Raw genomic sequence first — 18,138 nt, forward strand, 5'->3', positions numbered from 1 at the left:
ACTTTCGATCTTCTTTGTGCTATTCGTTATGTTTCATATGTTCGATAATGTCATAAAACGTATCGAACGGAGCATATGAAATATGTAATTGCTCACATTTCTCGATCAGGTGCGAGCGGGCATAGACGAATTCGACCTGCTTGGCAGCGGCGAAGTCGGTGACGCTATCGCCGATGACAATCCGCTCGTATTGTTCGGGAGGGAACTTTCTCACGATCGTCGGCTTGCACATGCCGCAATCATTATTACAAGGCTCCTGGCAGTCATGCGGCCATGTGATGCGGACCGTTTCACCGCTGAAGTCGCTGCCATTGCAATAAATACGATTAGATGGAATGCCGAATGGCTCCAGCAGCGGATAGACAAAGAAATCGATGCCACCGCTTGTTACGTACAGATCGATGCTCTCTTCATGGCAAAATTGTACGAACTGCTCGAACCCTGGCCGAATAATCGCTTGGGAAGTAGCAAAACGAATCACTTCATCACGCATGGATGAAGGGAGTAAGGAAAACAATTCCCCGACACCTTGACGTATAGTCTTCCGCTCCGCAATGACGTCCTGAGCGATTGGTTCCCAACCTGCTGGATTAAAATGACGTATAATTGCGATGATATTATCATTTACAGTAATCGTGCCGTCAAAGTCACAGAAGACGACACGCTTCTTGGACGCAGTCATTGCTTTACCCCCCATGCTTGAATTGCGGCTCTGAGCTCTTCATGATCCGCGGCATAGCTGTCCAGTGATGAACCCTGCATGACGGCTTCGATGGCTTGAACAAAAGCGCGGCCGCCGGCCGCAGTCCCGAGTGGATGTCCATGCACGCCACCGCCTGCATTGACGACGACATCGGTGCCGAAATCGCGGATAATGAGCGGAACGATGCCCGGATGAATGCCAGCGGATGGCACAGGGAAACTCGATGCCACGCCGATTTCTGCAGTCGTAAGTGCCTCGCGGATCGCTTGCGTCTCTTCCTTCGGCATCGTAACCGAGCCATAGGGAGAAGGGAAGAGCACAAGATCAGCACCGGCGAGCCGCATGAATTTGCCGAGCGCGAGCGCAGCGGAAATTCCGTGATGCGGTGAAGAGCAGTACGCGCCGGCCAAGGCGGGATGAGCCGCGATCGGAACCGTAATGTCGCGATCTTGGCTTAATGCATGGAGCACGTCATACCCATAGCTCAACACGTTGAAGAGCAGGGAATTGGCTCCAGCTTCAATGGCCCGGAGCGCCTGATCGCGCAGGCTGAATGTCGGTCCGGTCAGGTTGACGGCGTAGAGCAGCTTCTTGCCGGTGTGCTGCTCCGCTTCTTGCGCTGCCTCCATGCAGACTTGAACCCTTTTATCGATTGGTGTCAGCGGATTCTCGAACAAAATCTCGTCGTCCTTGATGAGATTGACGCCACCAAGCGCTTGCTGATAGAACTGTTCCCGCAGCGTATTCAAGTCGTGTCCGATGACGGATTTGAAGATGCTCATCAAGAGCGGGCGGTCGTGGACATCGACGAGCTTGCGGACGCCCTCCATTCCAAACTTCGGCCCGGGAAAGGCCTGCTTGAAATCGTCGGACCATGTCACATCGATGAGTTTAATCCGTCCGTCCATGGACAGCTTGCCGAAGATCGTAACGAGCAAGGCCGGAATATCATGGCTGAAGTTGATGTCCGGATAGGCGATGGATATATCCGCACAGCGCTCTCCGGGAATGTCCGAAGGATGATCTTGCACGGACACGACCCGCCCCAGATGCTTCTTCATGTCAGCTTTCTTCGCCTCGGGAAGATCGGTCCAGCTTCCGACGGTCAAGCCGACAGCGATACCTTCGGCTTTTTTGTGAAAATCGGCACGGTCGTCGTACAGACGGTACGTGGCAACACAGTGATCATTCATTCCATGTTCCTCCCAATTTGTTCTCCCATCTCCTGCGCTCTTGCTTCAGCCCGATGAATGGCAGTCTTCATCGCGTTCGCAAATTGATATTGTTCCAACACCTCCAATGCCGCTTGTGTCGTGCCGCCGGGAGAGGTAACTTTACGGCGAAGCGTGGCAGGCTCTTCTCCAGTCCGTCTGACCATTTCTGCAGCGCCGAATACGGTTTGAACGGTTAAATCGTGAGATTGCTCCTGTGATAGACCGCCTTCCATTCCCGCCTGTATCATAGCTTCCATTAAGTAATAGACGTAAGCGGGGCCGCTGCCGGACAAGCCGGTGACGATGTTCAAATACGGTTCTTCCACCTCAGTTACAATACCCATTGCATTCAGCATCGTCATAGCAGCAAATTTTTGCTCGGCAGTCACTTCTTGCGAGCAGCAGAGCGCGGTAGCTCCGAGGCCAATGTTGCTGGACGTGTTCGGCATCGTGCGCACTATCGGCGCTGAACCGATAATGTGCTGCATCGTCGCGATGCTCAAGCCGGCAACGACGGATACGAGGAGCGTGTCCGCGCGCAGCAGCGGCTTAAGATCGTGCAGGGCGGCAGCCGCATCTTTTGGCTTTATGGCGAGTACGATAATATCTGCAGCAGCAAGCCGTTTCTGCTTGGCTTCTGCCGTTAGCTCGATCGTAACTCCATATCGGTCCTGCAACTCGTGCAAACGTTCTGCATTGCTGCGATTGATGACCGCGATGCGGTCTGGTGCGGTCAATTGTTGTTCTGTCATACCGCGCACGATGGCTTCCGCCATGGAGCCGGCTCCGAAGATACAGAAGTGAAGCGAGCGGAAGGTGTCATTCACTTGTGTCTGTTTTAGGTCCATGCTGTTCATCTCTCTTCCTTCTTTTGCTTCATGCTTTATCTTCTATGGTTCAAAAAGCCCCTCTTAATCGCGAAGTACACGCATCTAATATTCCATTCTTACTCTCTAATTTGACCTTTGCCATAAATTCGATATTTCTCAGAGGTAAGGGCAGGCAATCCCATCGGGCCCCGAGCATGCAGCTTCTGGGTGCTGATGCCGATTTCCGCTCCAAAGCCGAATTCGAATCCGTCCGTGAACCGCGTTGATGCATTGTGATACACAGCCGCTGCATCCACCTCTTGCAAGAAGCGAGTGGCACGTTCTTTATTATCGGTTACGATGCATTCGGAGTGCATCGTGCCGTAGCGTGCAATATGCTGGAGCGCCTCATCCAATGAATCGACGATGCGCACGTTCAGAACATAATCGTTATATTCAGTCGCGTAATCTTGTTCCGCTGAAGCTTTGGCCCACGGAGCATAAGGCAGTGTGCGTTCGCAGCCGCGCAATTCAACGTTGTGAACCTGAAAACCTTCGAGCAGCCCGGTTAAATGACGTTCTGCAAACTGCTGATGCACAAGCAGTGTCTCCATCGCGTTGCATACCGAAGGACGTTGTACCTTCGCATTCAAAGCGATCGCTTCCGCCATTTCCGGATCGGCATCTTCATCAATGTACGTGTGGCAGATACCGGCACCCGTCTCGATGACCGGTACGGTTGCATTTTGCACGACATTTTGAATGAGTGATGCCCCGCCGCGAGGAATGATAACATCAAGCAGTCCGTTCAGCTTCAGCATCTCATCTACAGAGGAGCGATTCGGATCCTCTATGAGCTGCAGCGCATCTGCAGGGAGAGTTGTATTGGCAAGCGCATCATGCAGCACTTCAACAATTCGTTTGTTCGATTCAAGCGCGGAAGAACCTCCGCGCAACACGACCGCATTTCCGGTCTTTAAGCACAGACCCGCCGCATCCACGGTGACGTTCGGACGAGCTTCGTAGATGATGCCGATTACGCCTAGCGGGACGCGAGTCTTCTCAATGTGCAAGCCGTTCGGGCGGTCAAACGTCTCCAACACATCGCCGACCGGATCCGAGAGACTAACGATTTGTCTCAGTCCTTCGGCCATATCCTGAATTCGCTGCTCGTTCAATGCAAGCCGATCCAGCAGGGAAGGGGGAATGCCCTGTTCCTGTCCGCGTGCTAAGTCACGTGCATTGGCCTCGATAATGGAAGCGTCCTGTTCGACCAACGCATCAGCCATGCGAAGCAGCGCTTCGTTCTTCGCGTCACTGGTCAGCCGATTCACCACGGCAGCCGCTGCTTTGGCCAGAGCTGCCTTTTGACGTACTTCACTCATCCCGTATTCCTCCTTTATGATCGTAAAGTTACCCATTCATCTCGGTGTATGACCTCGATGCGAGGCACCTCAATTCGTTTCAATACTTCTTCGCTTGACCAGCCTGCAGCAGTCCGCAGCTGCGATGCATCATAATTGACGATTCCTCTTCCGATGAGCCGATCATCTGGTCCGATTACTTCGACCACATCACCCTGATGGAACTCGCCTTCGACCTCACGGATGCCGGCAGGAAGCAGGCTGGAGCCGTTGTCAATCAAGGCATGCGCCGCACCGGCGTCGACGAAGATGCGGCCATCGGGAGTGGAATGGAACCCAAGCCATTGCTTCTTCATTGGGAGCGCATGCAGATGCGTATCGAAATACGTGCCTTTACCGTGTCCTTGCACGGCTTGAAGCAGGTCGCCCGCTTCGCTGACCTTGCCGACGAATGCAGGCACTCCGCCACGCATTGCGATGCGGGCCGCATCTAGCTTTGAACGCATTCCGCCAGTTCCGACGGATGATCCCGCCCCGCCTGCGAAAGCGTATATTTCATCATTGATTTGTTCAACGCGCTCAAATCGTGTTGCGCTCGGATCGTGCCGCGGGTCAGCAGTATACAAGCCGTCGGTATCCGTCACGATGACGAGACGGTCCGCATGCACCAGATTGGCCACGAGTGCAGACAAGCTGTCGTTATCACCGAACTTCAATTCTTCGACCGCAACGGTATCGTTTTCGTTAATAATCGGAACAACCCGTTGCTTCAACAGCTCTTCCATCGTCATGTGAGCATTATGTCCGCGTTTCCGGCTCGCGAAGTCGGTACGAGTCAATAGGATTTGCGCAACGGGGATACCAAACTGCTGAAATTGCTCCTGATAAGCTTGCATTAAAAGCGCCTGCCCGACGGCAGCTGCCGCTTGCCCTTCGTGCAGAAGCTTCGGCCTGCTGGGGTAGCCGATATGCCGAAATCCTGCCGCAACCGCACCAGACGTGACAAGTACGACTTGCGCCCCTCGCTCGATAAGAGAAAAAAGTTCCCGGACATAGAATGAAATGTGCTCTCGTTTCAAACCGCCTTGATCCGAGGTAAGTGAACTGCTTCCAATTTTGACTACAATGCGCTGATTTTGTACCATAACCATCACTTTCCGCCTGAATATTTACATTGGCCTATATTTTGGAGCGCCATGGCAGGAGGATTATTTTCCGTTCTACCGCCCGAACGCGCTGCTGTGGAAGAGGGAGTGTAACAAAAAAGACTCTCGTCCTATAAAGGACGAAAGTCGTTCTTCCGCGGTACCACCTTCATTGAGATCAACTGCCGAAGCTTTGTCCGCATCGCATCATGTATAGAATCAGACGCCGAGTCAAATTATTCAGCAAGCTAATCATCCCACTTGAATGCCCGTAACGGAGGCGTCCGTTCAGCTTTGCGACAATGCGCTTATACTGACCGCTCAAGGATAGGTTCTGTAACGGCTACACGGCGGTGCTCACAGCCTACGGCAATCCGCTCTCTGGGCGCGACTAACATTACATACTGGTCCTGTCATCACGTTAATATATTCTTACTCCTGGTATCGCCGCAAAGCGATAAATGTTATGAATAGAATACCATGTGATTCCAAGTGATGTAAAGAAGCTCTATTCCCGGTTTGCGAATAATTAGACAGTAGTATTCAGACAGAACAGTATTATTAAGTTTCAAGCTTACAGAATCGTTCAAAATAGAGCAAGCTGTCCGATGCGTTCGGCCGCTTCACGCAGACGAGTCTCAGGAGCTAGCAGCCCGACACGGACATAACCTTCTCCATGTTCACCGAAGCCAATGCCTGGTGCGACGACTACATTAGCTTCCTCCAGCAGCAGATCCGCAAACGCCGTGGAAGTATATGGCTTCGGCACGGGAAGCCAAGCGAAAAATGAACCTGCAGGCGGAGTCACCTGCCAGCCGATCTGGTGCAGCGCCTCGAAGAATGTATTGCGCCTCCGTTCATATATAGCGCATAGTTCGCGCACCGAATCTTGCGGCCCGGTTAGAGCAGCTGCCGCTGCAGCTTGTACCGCGCCGAACAAGCTGACGTACATATGATCCTGCATAAGATTGATTAGGCGTATAATTTCACGGTTGCCGACGGCAAAGGCTACTCTCCAGCCCGCCATATTATAGGTCTTCGACATCGTATAGAACTCGATTCCAACTTCTTTGGCTCCCGGTGTCTCCAGAAAGCTAATCGGCCGGTGACCGTCGAAACCAATCGCACCATATGCGAAATCACTCGCAACGATGATGCCGTGACGTTGGGCAAAGCGCACCGTTTCATCATAAAAAGAAGAGCTCGCGATGGCGGATGTTGGATTGTTCGGGTAGTTCAGGAACATCAGCTTCGCACGACGTAACTGTTCCTCGCCGATCGATTCGTAATCGGGCAGGAAGTTATGTTGCTTCAGAAGCGGCATCATGACCATTTCCGCCCCAGCGAGTGCGACACCGGACCAATAATCAGGATAACCTGGATCAGGCACGAGACAAGCGTCACCAGGGTTCAATAAGATTTGACTTATCTCTACCAGACCGGTCTTGCCTCCGAACAAAACGGCTACTTCCGTATCAGGGTCTAAATCGACATCGTAGTCGGCTTTATAGCGTGAGGCAACCGCTTCTTTGAGAAAGCGAAATCCACTGAACGGAGGATAACGGTGGTATACTGGGTTAGCGGCCGCTTGTTGGAGAGCTTCAACGATATGCGGGGCAGTCGGCAAATCCGGATTGCCTTGTCCGAGGTTAATTACATCGTGACCTTCGGCAATCCGGGCATTCGTACGCTGCACTAAATCGGCGAAAAATTGCTTCGGCAATTGCTTCATCCGTTCGGCGGGGATGATGGGGTGCGAACGGTGTATTGCTTCATTCATAGTCATCTACTCCAGAACTCATTATCGTGTTAAAGGTAGTTATTTAAAATATTAACGATAACGTAGCATGTTTTACCTGAAGTGTACACTTTTTTATTGCTTAGGCATCCATTTGCAGGTCAGAATGCGCATTTCAACCGTTTGATTCTTTCACGTTGCCCGAAGACTGCGGAGTAAGCAACTGCTGCATGAACGGCTTTACATCTGCGGTGAATTGAAGTAAAAACGGCTTCCGCTCTGTGGAGAAAATTAAGAGCAGCGGTTCTTTATCTGGGCAATAGATTAAAAATACGTCCTTGACCTCTAAAATGACTTTCGGCAGCTTTACTTGAGCCGGGTCTTTCAAAGGGACACGGATAATATAACCGCATTTGTGCCCGATTGTGATTTGCGGAGCTAACCCTTTCACGGAACCAAGCCATTTTTTAGCTTCCGTCTGATACGTTTCGCTGTTCGGCAGTGTCTTAATGATCCGCTCTTGCTGCATATCAAACAATTGAAGTGGAGGAACGGCGTCACCCTTTTCACTGGTCGGATCCCAAGCTGAAGCAACGGATGCGATACCGGGGACTGTCATACAGAATATCAAGAGGCTGAGAACAAATAACCGCAATGTGTCTCGTGTATTGCGCATAAGAAATACTCCTTTCTAAGCTGAAGCCGTCATTTCGATTGCTTCCTTACTTTGCCCAGCTTGACTCCATTCCATGAAAAGGTATGATGGAAGAAAGTGTTAAGCAAAATATAAGGTGAATTTATGAATGAAGTATCGATTCATACAGAATGCATCACAGAGGAGAGAGAAAGAGATGAAGCCTGAACAATGGAAAATATGTGCCATTCAAATGGATATCGCTATAGGTGAACCAGACCGCAACCGAATGCAAGTCTTGAACAAAATACGGGCCGTCATGGAGCAAGAGGATAAGCCAGACGTAATCGTTCTTCCGGAAATGTGGAATACAGGATACGCATTGGAACGGATTCATGAATTGGCAGACGAGCAAGGGGAACAAACGATACAGATGTTGTCTGCCCTAGCCGCACAATATCAAGTCAATATCGTCGGAGGTTCGGTAGCTGTGCGCGAACAGGACCGGATATACAATCGGGTATACGTTCTGAATCGGCAAGGTCAAATCGTGAAGATGTATGACAAAACCCATCTGTTCCGCTTGATGGATGAGCATCATTACTTGACTGCGGGAGAAGCGCTTGGGCAATTTACGCTTGATGGGGTAAGCTGCGGCGTTATTATTTGCTACGATCTCCGCTTTCCAGAGCTGACGCGCACGCTTGCTCTACAAGGCGTCGAGGTATTATTCGTTCCGGCACAATGGCCTCATCCACGACTGCATCACTGGCAGACGTTGCTGACAGCGCGCTCGATTGAGAACCAGATGTATATGGTGGCATGCAATCGGGTGGGAAGCAGCAAGGGAGCGGACGGCAAAGAGACTTCCTTCTTCGGCAGCTCGGTCATACTAGATCCTTGGGGAGAAATATTAGCCGGGGCCGGCGAGGAAGAAGCGTTCGTGCAAGCGCACATCCAACTCTCCTTAGTAGAAGAGGTTCGAGGACGCATACCGGTGTTTGAAGATCGCAGAGAAACGCTATATGGCGCTGTCGGACCTAATACTGCCGTATTGCCGAGCTAATGATGAGGTCTAGATCAGATCGTCACAGGAGGCATGGGAAGCGGCGGCAGAAATGGGGTGTGCTTGCTGTCTTGGTTCTGTTCGTGCTGGGAGCTGCGTGGCTCAGGGACTGGCGGGGGGCGGAATCGCCGCATAAGGGCAGCGATAATGAGGCGGCTTCCTCTGCATCTAACGGAACCACATCGTCAGACTACGAGAACAAGCCGTCAGAAATAGAGATACAGGTGAATGAACGGCTAGCCCGGATGTCATTGAATGAACGCATCAGCCAACTGTTCATCGTCGATTTGGATGCGCTAGAAGGAGAAAAACCGGGTGAATCCGCTATAGCTGGGCTAAAGGAGCTCCAGCCCGGAGGGGTAGTCTTATTCCGCAGGGACCTGCCAGATGTGCGGCAGACGATAACGCAGAACCGTGAGCTGCAGCATACGGCGCGCATCCCGCTGTGGATTGGCGTTGATGAAGAAGGCGGCTCAGTTACTCGCCTGTCTTTTGCCAATGATGGTAATGGAAATATGGCGATTGCCGCATCCGGTGACACCGCCTTGGCGGCTGAGACGGCCAATCAGATTAGCGAGACGTTGGAGAAGCTGGAATTCAATCTCAATTTCGCTCCGGTCGCGGATGTGAACAACAACACGAACAATCCGGTCATCGGACTCCGCTCCTTCGGCTCTGATCCGACAGCAGTGGCAGCGTATGTGCAGTCGTTTATTTCCGGTATGCATCAGAGCGGAATGCCTGCGGTCGTCAAGCATTTTCCAGGCCACGGGGATACGGCAACTGACTCACATGTTGGCTTGCCTAAGCTTTCTTTTGCAGAAGAGCGGTTCGAGCAAGTGGAATGGGTTCCGTTTCGCGCTGCCATTGAAGCTGGAGCCGATATGGTTATGAGCGCGCACATTCAAGCGCCGCAGCTAGAGCCGTCCGCCGTCCGCTCGAAGAAAGACGAAAGTCAGATTACGCTGCCCGCAACTTTATCCCCGCGCATTTTGACTGGCATTTTGCGTGACAAGATGAATTTTCAAGGGGCTATCGTTACGGATGCGCTCAATATGAAGGCGATCTCCGATCATTTCGGCAGTGCTGAAGCGGCGGTGCTGGCGCTGCAGGCGGGAGCGGACGTGCTGCTAATGCCGCCGCAGCCGAGTGCAGCTGTCGAAGGAATACGCAAAGCTATGGACGAAGGGAAAATATCAGCGGAGCGGATTGATGAGAGTGTGCGCCGGATTTTGCGCATCAAGCTGAAGTATGGTGTCATAGGTCAGCAGCGGAAGCAATCGATAGAAACAGAGGAAGCAATTAAGCTAGCGGAACAATTTCTCTCGTCCGATCAATCCCATCAGCTTGCCGATCGCATTGCTTCACAGGCGCTCACTCCATGGGGGACGAAGCTGGATACGTACCGCAATCAAGCTTTCATCCAACGACATATGAAAGTGATTACCGTGATCGGGCATGACGAGCGCAGCCTTGGACAAGTCCGTCGTGCGATTGAAGATACGGCAACATCACTGTATAAAGGGACGGGGAAGCTGGCATGCCACGGTCTGCTCCTGTCGGATAACAAGCTGGCGCCAGCAGTGCAATCGAGTGATGCCGTCCTATTTGTCACGCGAGATATTTATTTGCAACCGAAAGCAACAAGTAAGTTGAAAGCGGCACTAAAGCTAGCTCTAGACAACAAGAAGCCTGCTGCTGTCATCGCGGCCGGTACGCCATATGATATCGTGACACTGTCCAATGCGCCTCTCGGATTCGCGATATATGGTGCTGCAGACAGTAACGTAAGGGCAGGCGCGAGTGCTTTGTTTCACGACAGGCTGCCACAGGGCAAGCTGCCGGTGGAACTGCCTGAAAGGGGGAGTGAATAGGGTGCGCTCCCTATTCACTCACGCGTGCGCGACTGCCGAAGCGTGCCGCCACGGTGTCTTTCAATGTCTGCATAAATGCTTCCGCGGCATTGGACATATACCGTCCTTCCCGATAGGCAATGACAAGTGTCCGTGCGGGGCGGCCTGCAAGCGGAACATAGACAGGCACGAACTCGCTTCGCGGCGCCGTGGCGATAAATGAGGGCACCAAGGCAACACCCATGCCTGCTGCCACCAGTGACTGTACTGTTTCGATATTGCTGCTCTCGAAGACGACGTTAGGAGTAAAGCCCGCTTTTTTGCACAGATCGAGTGTAATTTGCCGGAAGCCTTGTCCACGTTTCAATAGAATGAATGGCTCTTCCCGCAGCTCCTCCATCGCGACTTCCTGCAGCTTCCGCCTCGCATGCGTGGCCTGGTGGGCTAAGGGATGCTGATTCGGTACAGCAAGCACGATCTCTTCCTCAACGATGGGTTCATACGTTAATGATGCATCCGTAAGTGGAAGGGACAAGAGGCACAGGTCGTTCTTGCCTTGGGCCGTCATTCGTTCCAGATTCGAAGTGGAGGTATCTTCGACGAGCATCAGATTGATTTCCGGGTAGCGCAAATGAAATTGCGGCAGAACGTGCGGGAGAATATGTGAACCGGTAATCGGCATCGTGCCAATGACGACCTTTCCTTTTTTAGTCTGGCTGATGTCGGACATTTCACTTTTCAACTGTTCCATGGCATCCATTATTTTTTGCGCACGATCAACAAACACTTCTCCGGCATGCGTCAGCTCCACAGAGTTCGTCGTACGTTGGAACAACAGCACGCCGATTTCCTTCTCTAGCTTGGACAACTGCTGGCTCAAAGAAGGCTGGGCGATATGCAGCTTCTCTGCTGCTCGGGAGAAATTTCGCTCTTGGGCGATTTGGACGGCATATTGGAGCTGGCGGAATTCCATCGGATTGTATGAGCCTCCTTAATAAGGTTATAGGTTCAACCTATTATCATTATAGTTATTATATCTTGGAACAATGAAGAAAGAAATGCTATATTGTTTGCAAAGAGATAGAGGAAACAACCGATGAGGTGAGGCAAATGTCTACAAAGAAAACGATGTACGAGAAGATTTGGGATCAGCATGTCATCGTACAAGAAGAAGGCAAACCGAGCATTTTGTATATTGATTTGCACTTGGTGCACGAAGTAACATCACCGCAAGCGTTTGAAGGTTTGCGCATGAGCGGCCGCAAAGTTCGCCGCCCGGATTTGACTTATGCAACAATGGACCATAATGTTCCGACGAAAGACCGGTTCAACATTTCGGATCCGATCTCAAAGCAGCAGATCGATACGTTGTCGCAGAACTGTGCGGAATTCGGAGTTACTTTGTTCGACCTGAACAGTATCGACCAAGGGGTTGTTCACGTCATGGGACCGGAGCTTGGATTGACACATCCGGGCAAGACGATCGTATGCGGCGACAGCCATACATCTACGCATGGCGCGTTCGGCGCGCTTGCATTTGGAATCGGTACGAGTGAAGTGGAGCATGTGCTTGCGACCCAATGCCTGCAGCAAGCCAAGTCCAAGACTATGGAAGTGCGCTTCGTAGGCAAGCGCAAACCAGGCGTAACCGCGAAAGATATGATTTTGGCTTTTATTGCCAAGTATGGTACTGACTTTGCAACAGGTTATGTGATTGAATATACCGGTGAAGCGATTCGCGAGCTGTCGATGGAAGAGCGCATGACGGTATGTAACATGTCAATTGAAGCCGGCGCTCGTGCAGGGCTGATCGCTCCTGACGAGACGACGTTCAACTACTTGCGCGGACGTCAATATGTGCCGCAAGACGCGGCGTACGATGCTGCGGTCGAGCAATGGAACCAGTTGGCTACAGATGAAGGCGCGTCTTACGACTGTGTTGTTGACATCGATATGGATAGCTTAATTCCGCAAGTCACTTGGGGAACGAGCCCAGGTATGGGAACGAATATTACGGCGTCGGTGCCGAACCCGGCTGACTTTGCGACGGAAAATGAACGAAAAGCTGCAGAGAAAGCTTTAGAATATATGGATTTGACACCAGGCACACGCATAACGGATATTGCAGTCGACTATGTCTTTATCGGTTCCTGCACGAACGGACGGATTGAAGATTTGCGCGCTGCGGCTGAGGTGGCCAAAGGGTATAAGGTGAGTGACAGCGTAACGGCGATTGTCGTTCCTGGCTCTGGCCGAGTCAAGCTGCAAGCCGAAGCGGAAGGGCTGGACAAAATATTTACGGATGCAGGCTTTGAATGGCGCGATGCGGGCTGCAGCATGTGCTTGGCAATGAATCCTGACGTGCTTCAGCCAGGCCAACGCTGCGCTTCAACGTCGAACCGCAACTTCGAAGGTCGCCAAGGCCGCGGCGGACGCACGCATCTCGTATCACCGGCAATGGCAGTCGCCGCTGCCGTAAAAGGTCATTTCGTTGATGTGCGCAATTGGGAATTCAAAGCGGAAGTGCTGAACTAGGAGGAGGACGGACTCATGCAATCATTTACGACATTAACGGGTCTCGTCGCACCTGTCGATCGGGTGAACGTAGACACGGATGCGATTATTCCAAAACAATTTTTGAAACGAATTGAACGCAGCGGCTTCGGACAGTTTCTGTTCTACGAGTGGCGCTTCGACCAGCAAGGCGATGTTATACCGTCATTTGATTTGAATAAGCCGCGTTATCAAGGCGCAAGCGTGCTTATCTCGCGCGCCAACTTCGGCTGCGGCTCCTCACGCGAACATGCCCCGTGGGCAATATTGGATTACGGCTTCCGCTGTGTCATCGCGCCATCCTTTGCGGATATTTTCTACAACAACTGCTTCAAAAACAGTGTGTTGCCAGTGAAGCTTTCTGAAGAGCAGGTGGAAGAATTGTTCCAACGTACGGCTCAGTATGAAGGTTATCAGCTTCATGTCGACTTGGAGAACAAGTCGATAACGGATGATTACGGATTGTCGTACTCTTTCGATCTGGATGAGCACCGCCGTCAATTCCTTCTGCAAGGATTGGATGATATTGGCCTAACGCTGAAGCATGGCGACGCGATTGCTTCGTATGAAGCAAAGCATGCTGACCGTCTCGCTTATCCTGTATAATTCATGCCCTCATAAACAGAGCAACCTTCGGCTTGCCGCTTCGGCGGAACCGGAGGTTGTTTTTGCATAAAAAAGGAGACGTGCCGATATTCATGAACGAGATGAGTTGTATGAAAAGAAGATCGCATTTCCAGCTAATAACGATACGCTGCCAAGTACTTCTCTCCACTCTCCCTCTCATTCAGTAGGGGCATCCTCCGTAGGGAGAGGATAACTTTGGTGTATAAGTCTCTAGTAATCTTGCTACTCAGACGATGGAGGATCAATACCGTTCGATAACATCGCCTAGTGCCTGAGACATACGGGAATCGTTGTTGCTGACCGAAGGGGAGAGTGATCGGAAACGCCGAACGGAGAGAGTACCGCCTCTCCAGTATCTTGAGGTATTATGTAGGGCCATCTCCTAGGTCTATTGTAATTAATCTAATATTTAGACGTTCCACATGACACCTTCCCTGTCATAAATTACTCCATACAATTTGCATCGTGCTCTCTCCACGCAAATCGTGTGTCCCTAAGTCTGTGCCGGATGCATGAATTCATTATTTCGTTAAAAAAATGAAACCGATGGTGACTTTTGGGCTGACTCCGACGTTATACTTCTCAGATACCGGTATTGAGTAATTATAGTGAAGGATGACGGTTGTGATACACATGCATAACGTGAGCAAGAGCTACGGGAAAAACAAACAAGCCCTGAAGTCGGTCCATTTGAAGATCGGCCATGGCATGTTCGGTCTCTTGGGTCCGAACGGAGCGGGGAAGTCCACTTTACTCAGAATGCTGGCAACTCTGCTCAAGCCAACGAGCGGCACGATTACGATCAACGGGTGTGATTTGGCGCGGGAAGCGGACACCATACGGCGCATGATAGGCTATTTGCCGCAATCCTTTCAAGCTCACCCGCAAATGACGGGACGGCAATTCCTTGATTATGTCGCGATCATGAAAGGAATCGGCAGCGGCAAAGAACGGAAACGCCACGTTGATGAACTGCTCGAGCAGGTGAACTTGGCAGACAAGGCATCTCTAGCGGTCAAAACGTATTCCGGCGGCATGAGGCAGCGTATCGGCATCGCGCAGGCGCTGATCGGCTGTCCGCAGGTGCTTATCGTTGACGAGCCTACCGCAGGACTGGACCCAGAGGAACGCGTCCGGTTCCGCAATTTGCTGAACCGATTCAGCCGAGAGCGCACGGTCATTCTGTCCACGCATATTGTGGGAGACATCGAGACGAGCTGCACGCAGCTTGCCGTCATGTCCCACGGAGAAGTGCGGTATGCGGGACACCCGCAAGGCCTTGTGAAGATAGGGGAGGGGCAAGTGTGGGAAGTTGAATTGAGCGACAACGAATTTACGGAGTTCGAGCCGAGTCAGATCGTTGGCGCCAGGCGGACGGCGACCGGGGTGCGGTGCCGGATCGTCAGCTCGAGTCCTCCCGTTCCACACGCCGCTTCTGCTGTGCCCACCTTGGAGGACGGTTACTTGGCTCTGATCGGCGGTGAGCGCAGTGAATAACGGATTCAGGTGGTTAACGCAATGGAGGATTGAGAGCCGCTGGTTGTGGCGGAGTCCGATATGGATGGCGTTGCCTTTGCTGTTCGGCGCATGGCTTGCAGGGGATTTGATGAAGGCCGCGCTGCCGCAGTCACAGGATCTGCACCTTTATGTGCACGATTTTCACAAGGTGAAGCACTCGTTAAGCCTGGTGATTCCAATTGTGCTCGGCATCCTGTTCGTCCGTCGCGATATCGGGAAGGTGTCATATGAATGGATGGCCGCGCTGCCTGGGTCTTCAATGGTCATCTGGTCGGCCAAGTGGGTCGCCGGCTTCGTCTATATGAGCTTATTCACCGTCGTCATGGCGGTAGTATACGTCTATTTTGCCGTCTCGCACGGAATCGAGACTGGCATCTATATGACACACGTGTGGACATTTGTATCCCATTATGAAATGTCCTACCTCATCACGCTCGTGCTGGGCATGGCGCTGGCAGCCTGCATCCGCCATCGCGTCGTCTATTTGATCGGACTGTGCGGATGGATGTTCGGCACGTATTTCATCGATTTGGTTCTGCTGGACATTTTGACGCTCCCGTTTATGCGGCTGCTGCACTTGAATCAATTTAATCTGTCGAGCAGTTGGCAGCTGGAGGCGTGGGGCGAAGTGTGGCGGCGTCAGGAATGGCTTGCATTTATCATCCTTGCCTTTGCCTTCGTCATTTGTCTGTTCGTGTCCGCCGTTGCCGTACATATGCGGAATCAGCCGGGCATGCAACCGCTCTGGTGGAGACGGGCGTGCTGGATCTGCATCGGCTTGGCGGTTCTTGCCGCACTGCCATACGGGATGCTGTGGAACGAACGATATGAGTCACTTGGTACGTATAAGCAGGAGACGGAACGTTACGTTGAGGAGAACGCAGGCGAAGAGCTGGAACGTTCTAGTGAAATGGTGTTTAAGGCGGAAAGGACAGAAATTAAAGTGCAAGCCGACGGCGATGACAGTGCTGTCATTACGACGTTGCTGACAGGCTCTCTGAACAAGAATGCAGATGGAACCGTTCCGTTTACGCTCGATATTCCGTTCCGTCTTCAAGAAGTAACGGTGGACGGCGCACCGGCGGAGTATGATCGGCAGGGTACGGCTGTTATGGTGAAGACCGGAAAGAAAGCGAACGATCGCGTAACGATTGCGTTCCGATACGACATATCCGGCGTTCAAAGGTTGTATTCCAATGGAGGAGAGGCAATTACGCATGCTTTGCAAGATGGCACGGTATTATTGAACGGAAATCTGGCATGGTATCCCATACCGGGAAATCATCTGATGTATGGTTATGCGAATCGGGAAATTCGCGTGAATCGGACCCGAATCGCGATGCAGCCGCAGGAATTCGATGTCATTGTGAAAGGGGTCGAGCGGCCGGTTTATGCCACGCTAGCTGGAGAACAGGCAGACGACGGAAGCTGGCACTTTTCCAGCAAGCAAGCCAAAAGCGTGCATCTATATGCAGGCTATTTCATTGAAATACCAATCGGCAGGGACGGCACACGTATCGTCACGACACCGAGCAATCGCAGGGAAGCCGAACGCATGGCCGATCAGGTAGATGAGGCGATGTCTTATTTCGAAGAATGGCTTCCTGTTCACCCGCGCGTCAATCAAATTCTGTACATGCCCATGCGCTATTTGGAACAATCGATATATGGTACAGAGGTGTCTGGCAATACGATGCTTATTTCGGAACTGAAGCACCATAATCTGGACAATTATCAGTTTGTGCGCATCATAAACAGTCTGCTGTTCGGTGACGATGCGCTCAACATATCGTTAACGTACGATGAGAAGCCCACCTTCGTAATGGAACTCCGGTCGTTATTCACAGTCATGCACACCCGTGACAAGCTTGGGTTGGATGAGCAGGAGTCGCAGCGATCGCCGTATATATCATTTTCGAAGTCTTTCCGTGGAGAAGAGGACAATGAGAATGTAAAGCGTCTTGTCAAGCTTGAAGGCGAATTCCATGCAGCATTGGACAACGGTGGCGCGAACAGGTTGAAAAAGCTGTTGGCGGAATGGTACGAGCGTTTTAATGGGCTGCATATCGATTACTACGGCAACGCCGATTATCCGCCGGAGAAGTACCCGATAATAACGATTGACATGCTGGAACAAGCATGGGAACGGGTAAGTGACGATGAATAAACGTGCGCTGTGGGTTCTGGATGTGAGGGGAAGCGTATCTTGGATACCGCTCCCGCTAGGGGCCGTGGCGCTCGTTCTCGCGGCGCTCCTGCTGTGTAGCCAGGCGAATCCGCCTTCAGCCCATTACATGCATGAATGGGCTGCGATTCCATTCACCGTAATGATGACAGGGATCTTGACGCAGCGGGAGTGGTCCGCTGGCATGATGGAGCTGGTGAGCACATGGCCAATCTCGCACGTTAGTCTCGTCATGCGCAAGTTATCGCTTTCCGTGCTGGCCGTGCTGCTGTATGAAGCGATCTGGTATGCCGTATATCAGTTTCGTTTCGGCACGGTGGCCGTGAACGTGCATGTGTACGGCGGCACGGAAGCCGTATTCCGCCCGGCTTCTTGGTGGGAGCTGGTGGCTATGGTGGCGCCGGCCGTCGTTTTCTTTGCTGCGCTAACGCTCGCGGTCATGGTATGGACGCGCCGCTGGTACGTTGGAATTTCGGCTGCATTCGGATGGTGGATGCTCGAATCGATGACGAAGGGGGCGCTGACTGGAAGCGCGAGTGCGATGACGTTTCATTTGCCGGATGCGACAGTATTCACGGTCAATCGGATCGGGTTCGCGGTGGCGGCAATCGTCCTGGCTGTAGTGAGCATTATCGGTTTGGAACAGAGGGAACGGTGGGCTGTCAGCCATGACACCGATTAGACAAAAATAAAAATGAGCGGCATGTCGCCAACGGACAGGAGGGGGAG

Annotated in this window: 15 protein-coding genes; 7 read left to right on the plus strand and 8 right to left on the minus strand. The window is 52.0% G+C overall.

The window, feature by feature from the left end:
- Window positions 1-19: 19 nt before the first annotated feature.
- From A372_RS0116090 to A372_RS34070, 7 genes are all read right to left on the minus strand, one after another.
- Window positions 20-682, minus strand: coding sequence for a 2-hydroxy-3-keto-5-methylthiopentenyl-1-phosphate phosphatase (locus tag A372_RS0116090; RefSeq protein ID WP_019421903.1), 663 nt, complete (start codon window positions 680-682; stop codon window positions 20-22).
- Window positions 679-1,896, minus strand: a complete 1,218-nt coding sequence (locus tag A372_RS0116095; RefSeq protein WP_019421904.1) for a 2,3-diketo-5-methylthiopentyl-1-phosphate enolase — start codon at window positions 1,894-1,896, stop codon at window positions 679-681. The genes A372_RS0116090 and A372_RS0116095 overlap by 4 nt, the downstream gene beginning before the upstream one ends.
- A complete protein-coding gene (proC, locus tag A372_RS0116100) occupies window positions 1,893-2,774 on the minus strand; it encodes a pyrroline-5-carboxylate reductase (protein WP_019421905.1) in 882 nt (293 codons plus the stop codon). Before proC ends, A372_RS0116095 begins: the two co-directional genes overlap by 4 nt.
- An 89-nt stretch (window positions 2,775-2,863) precedes the next feature.
- Window positions 2,864-4,111 (minus strand): glutamate-5-semialdehyde dehydrogenase, encoded by a 1,248-nt coding sequence (locus A372_RS0116105; protein ID WP_019421906.1) that lies wholly within the window; start codon window positions 4,109-4,111, stop codon window positions 2,864-2,866.
- 14 nt (window positions 4,112-4,125) lie between these two features.
- Entirely contained in the window at window positions 4,126-5,241 is a 1,116-nt protein-coding gene (proB, locus tag A372_RS0116110; RefSeq protein WP_019421907.1) for a glutamate 5-kinase, read from the minus strand.
- 580 nt (window positions 5,242-5,821) lie between these two features.
- Window positions 5,822-7,015 carry a pyridoxal phosphate-dependent aminotransferase gene (locus A372_RS0116115; RefSeq protein WP_019421908.1) on the minus strand — a complete coding sequence of 398 codons (1,194 nt, stop codon included), beginning with the start codon at window positions 7,013-7,015 and terminating at the stop codon, window positions 5,822-5,824.
- 133 nt (window positions 7,016-7,148) lie between these two features.
- A complete protein-coding gene (locus tag A372_RS34070) occupies window positions 7,149-7,649 on the minus strand; it encodes a hypothetical protein (RefSeq protein ID WP_019421909.1) in 501 nt (166 codons plus the stop codon).
- A gap of 175 nt (window positions 7,650-7,824) precedes the next feature.
- Here A372_RS34070 and A372_RS34075 point away from each other — a divergent pair, with 175 nt between their 5' ends.
- Together A372_RS34075 and A372_RS0116130 are read left to right on the plus strand one after the other, a co-directional pair.
- The gene (locus A372_RS34075) at window positions 7,825-8,673 is read left to right on the plus strand and encodes a carbon-nitrogen family hydrolase (RefSeq protein WP_019421910.1); all 849 of its coding nucleotides are present in this window, start codon (window positions 7,825-7,827) and stop codon (window positions 8,671-8,673) included.
- A gap of 59 nt (window positions 8,674-8,732) precedes the next feature.
- Complete coding sequence (locus A372_RS0116130; protein ID WP_019421911.1) at window positions 8,733-10,547, plus strand: glycoside hydrolase family 3 N-terminal domain-containing protein; 1,815 nt, start codon at window positions 8,733-8,735, stop codon at window positions 10,545-10,547.
- A 10-nt stretch (window positions 10,548-10,557) separates the two neighbouring features.
- Here the strand turns inward: A372_RS0116130 and A372_RS0116135 are convergent, their stop codons facing one another.
- Complete coding sequence (locus tag A372_RS0116135; RefSeq protein ID WP_019421912.1) at window positions 10,558-11,499, minus strand: LysR family transcriptional regulator; 942 nt, start codon at window positions 11,497-11,499, stop codon at window positions 10,558-10,560.
- Between the two features lie 137 nt (window positions 11,500-11,636).
- On the opposite strand from A372_RS0116135, the gene leuC reads away from it, so the two are divergent.
- The 5 genes from leuC (at window position 11,637) to A372_RS0116160 (ending at window position 18,091) form a co-directional block, all read left to right on the plus strand.
- Window positions 11,637-13,061 (plus strand): 3-isopropylmalate dehydratase large subunit, encoded by a 1,425-nt coding sequence (gene leuC / locus A372_RS0116140; RefSeq protein WP_019421913.1) that lies wholly within the window; start codon window positions 11,637-11,639, stop codon window positions 13,059-13,061.
- Window positions 13,062-13,076: 15 nt separating this feature from the next.
- Window positions 13,077-13,685 (plus strand): 3-isopropylmalate dehydratase small subunit, encoded by a 609-nt coding sequence (gene leuD / locus A372_RS0116145; RefSeq protein WP_019421914.1) that lies wholly within the window; start codon window positions 13,077-13,079, stop codon window positions 13,683-13,685.
- Window positions 13,686-14,339: 654 nt separating this feature from the next.
- Window positions 14,340-15,203, plus strand: coding sequence for an ABC transporter ATP-binding protein (locus A372_RS0116150; protein WP_019421915.1), 864 nt, complete (start codon window positions 14,340-14,342; stop codon window positions 15,201-15,203).
- Between the two features lie 64 nt (window positions 15,204-15,267).
- Entirely contained in the window at window positions 15,268-17,391 is a 2,124-nt protein-coding gene (locus A372_RS0116155) for a hypothetical protein (protein WP_019421916.1), read from the plus strand.
- Complete coding sequence (locus A372_RS0116160; protein ID WP_026011110.1) at window positions 17,384-18,091, plus strand: hypothetical protein; 708 nt, start codon at window positions 17,384-17,386, stop codon at window positions 18,089-18,091. The genes A372_RS0116155 and A372_RS0116160 overlap by 8 nt, the downstream gene beginning before the upstream one ends.
- The last annotated feature ends 47 nt before the right edge of the window (window positions 18,092-18,138 follow it).

The sequence above is a fragment of the Paenibacillus sp. OSY-SE genome (genome assembly GCF_000283315.1).
GTDB classification, from domain to species: Bacteria; Bacillota; Bacilli; order Paenibacillales; family Paenibacillaceae; genus Paenibacillus_B; species Paenibacillus_B profundus.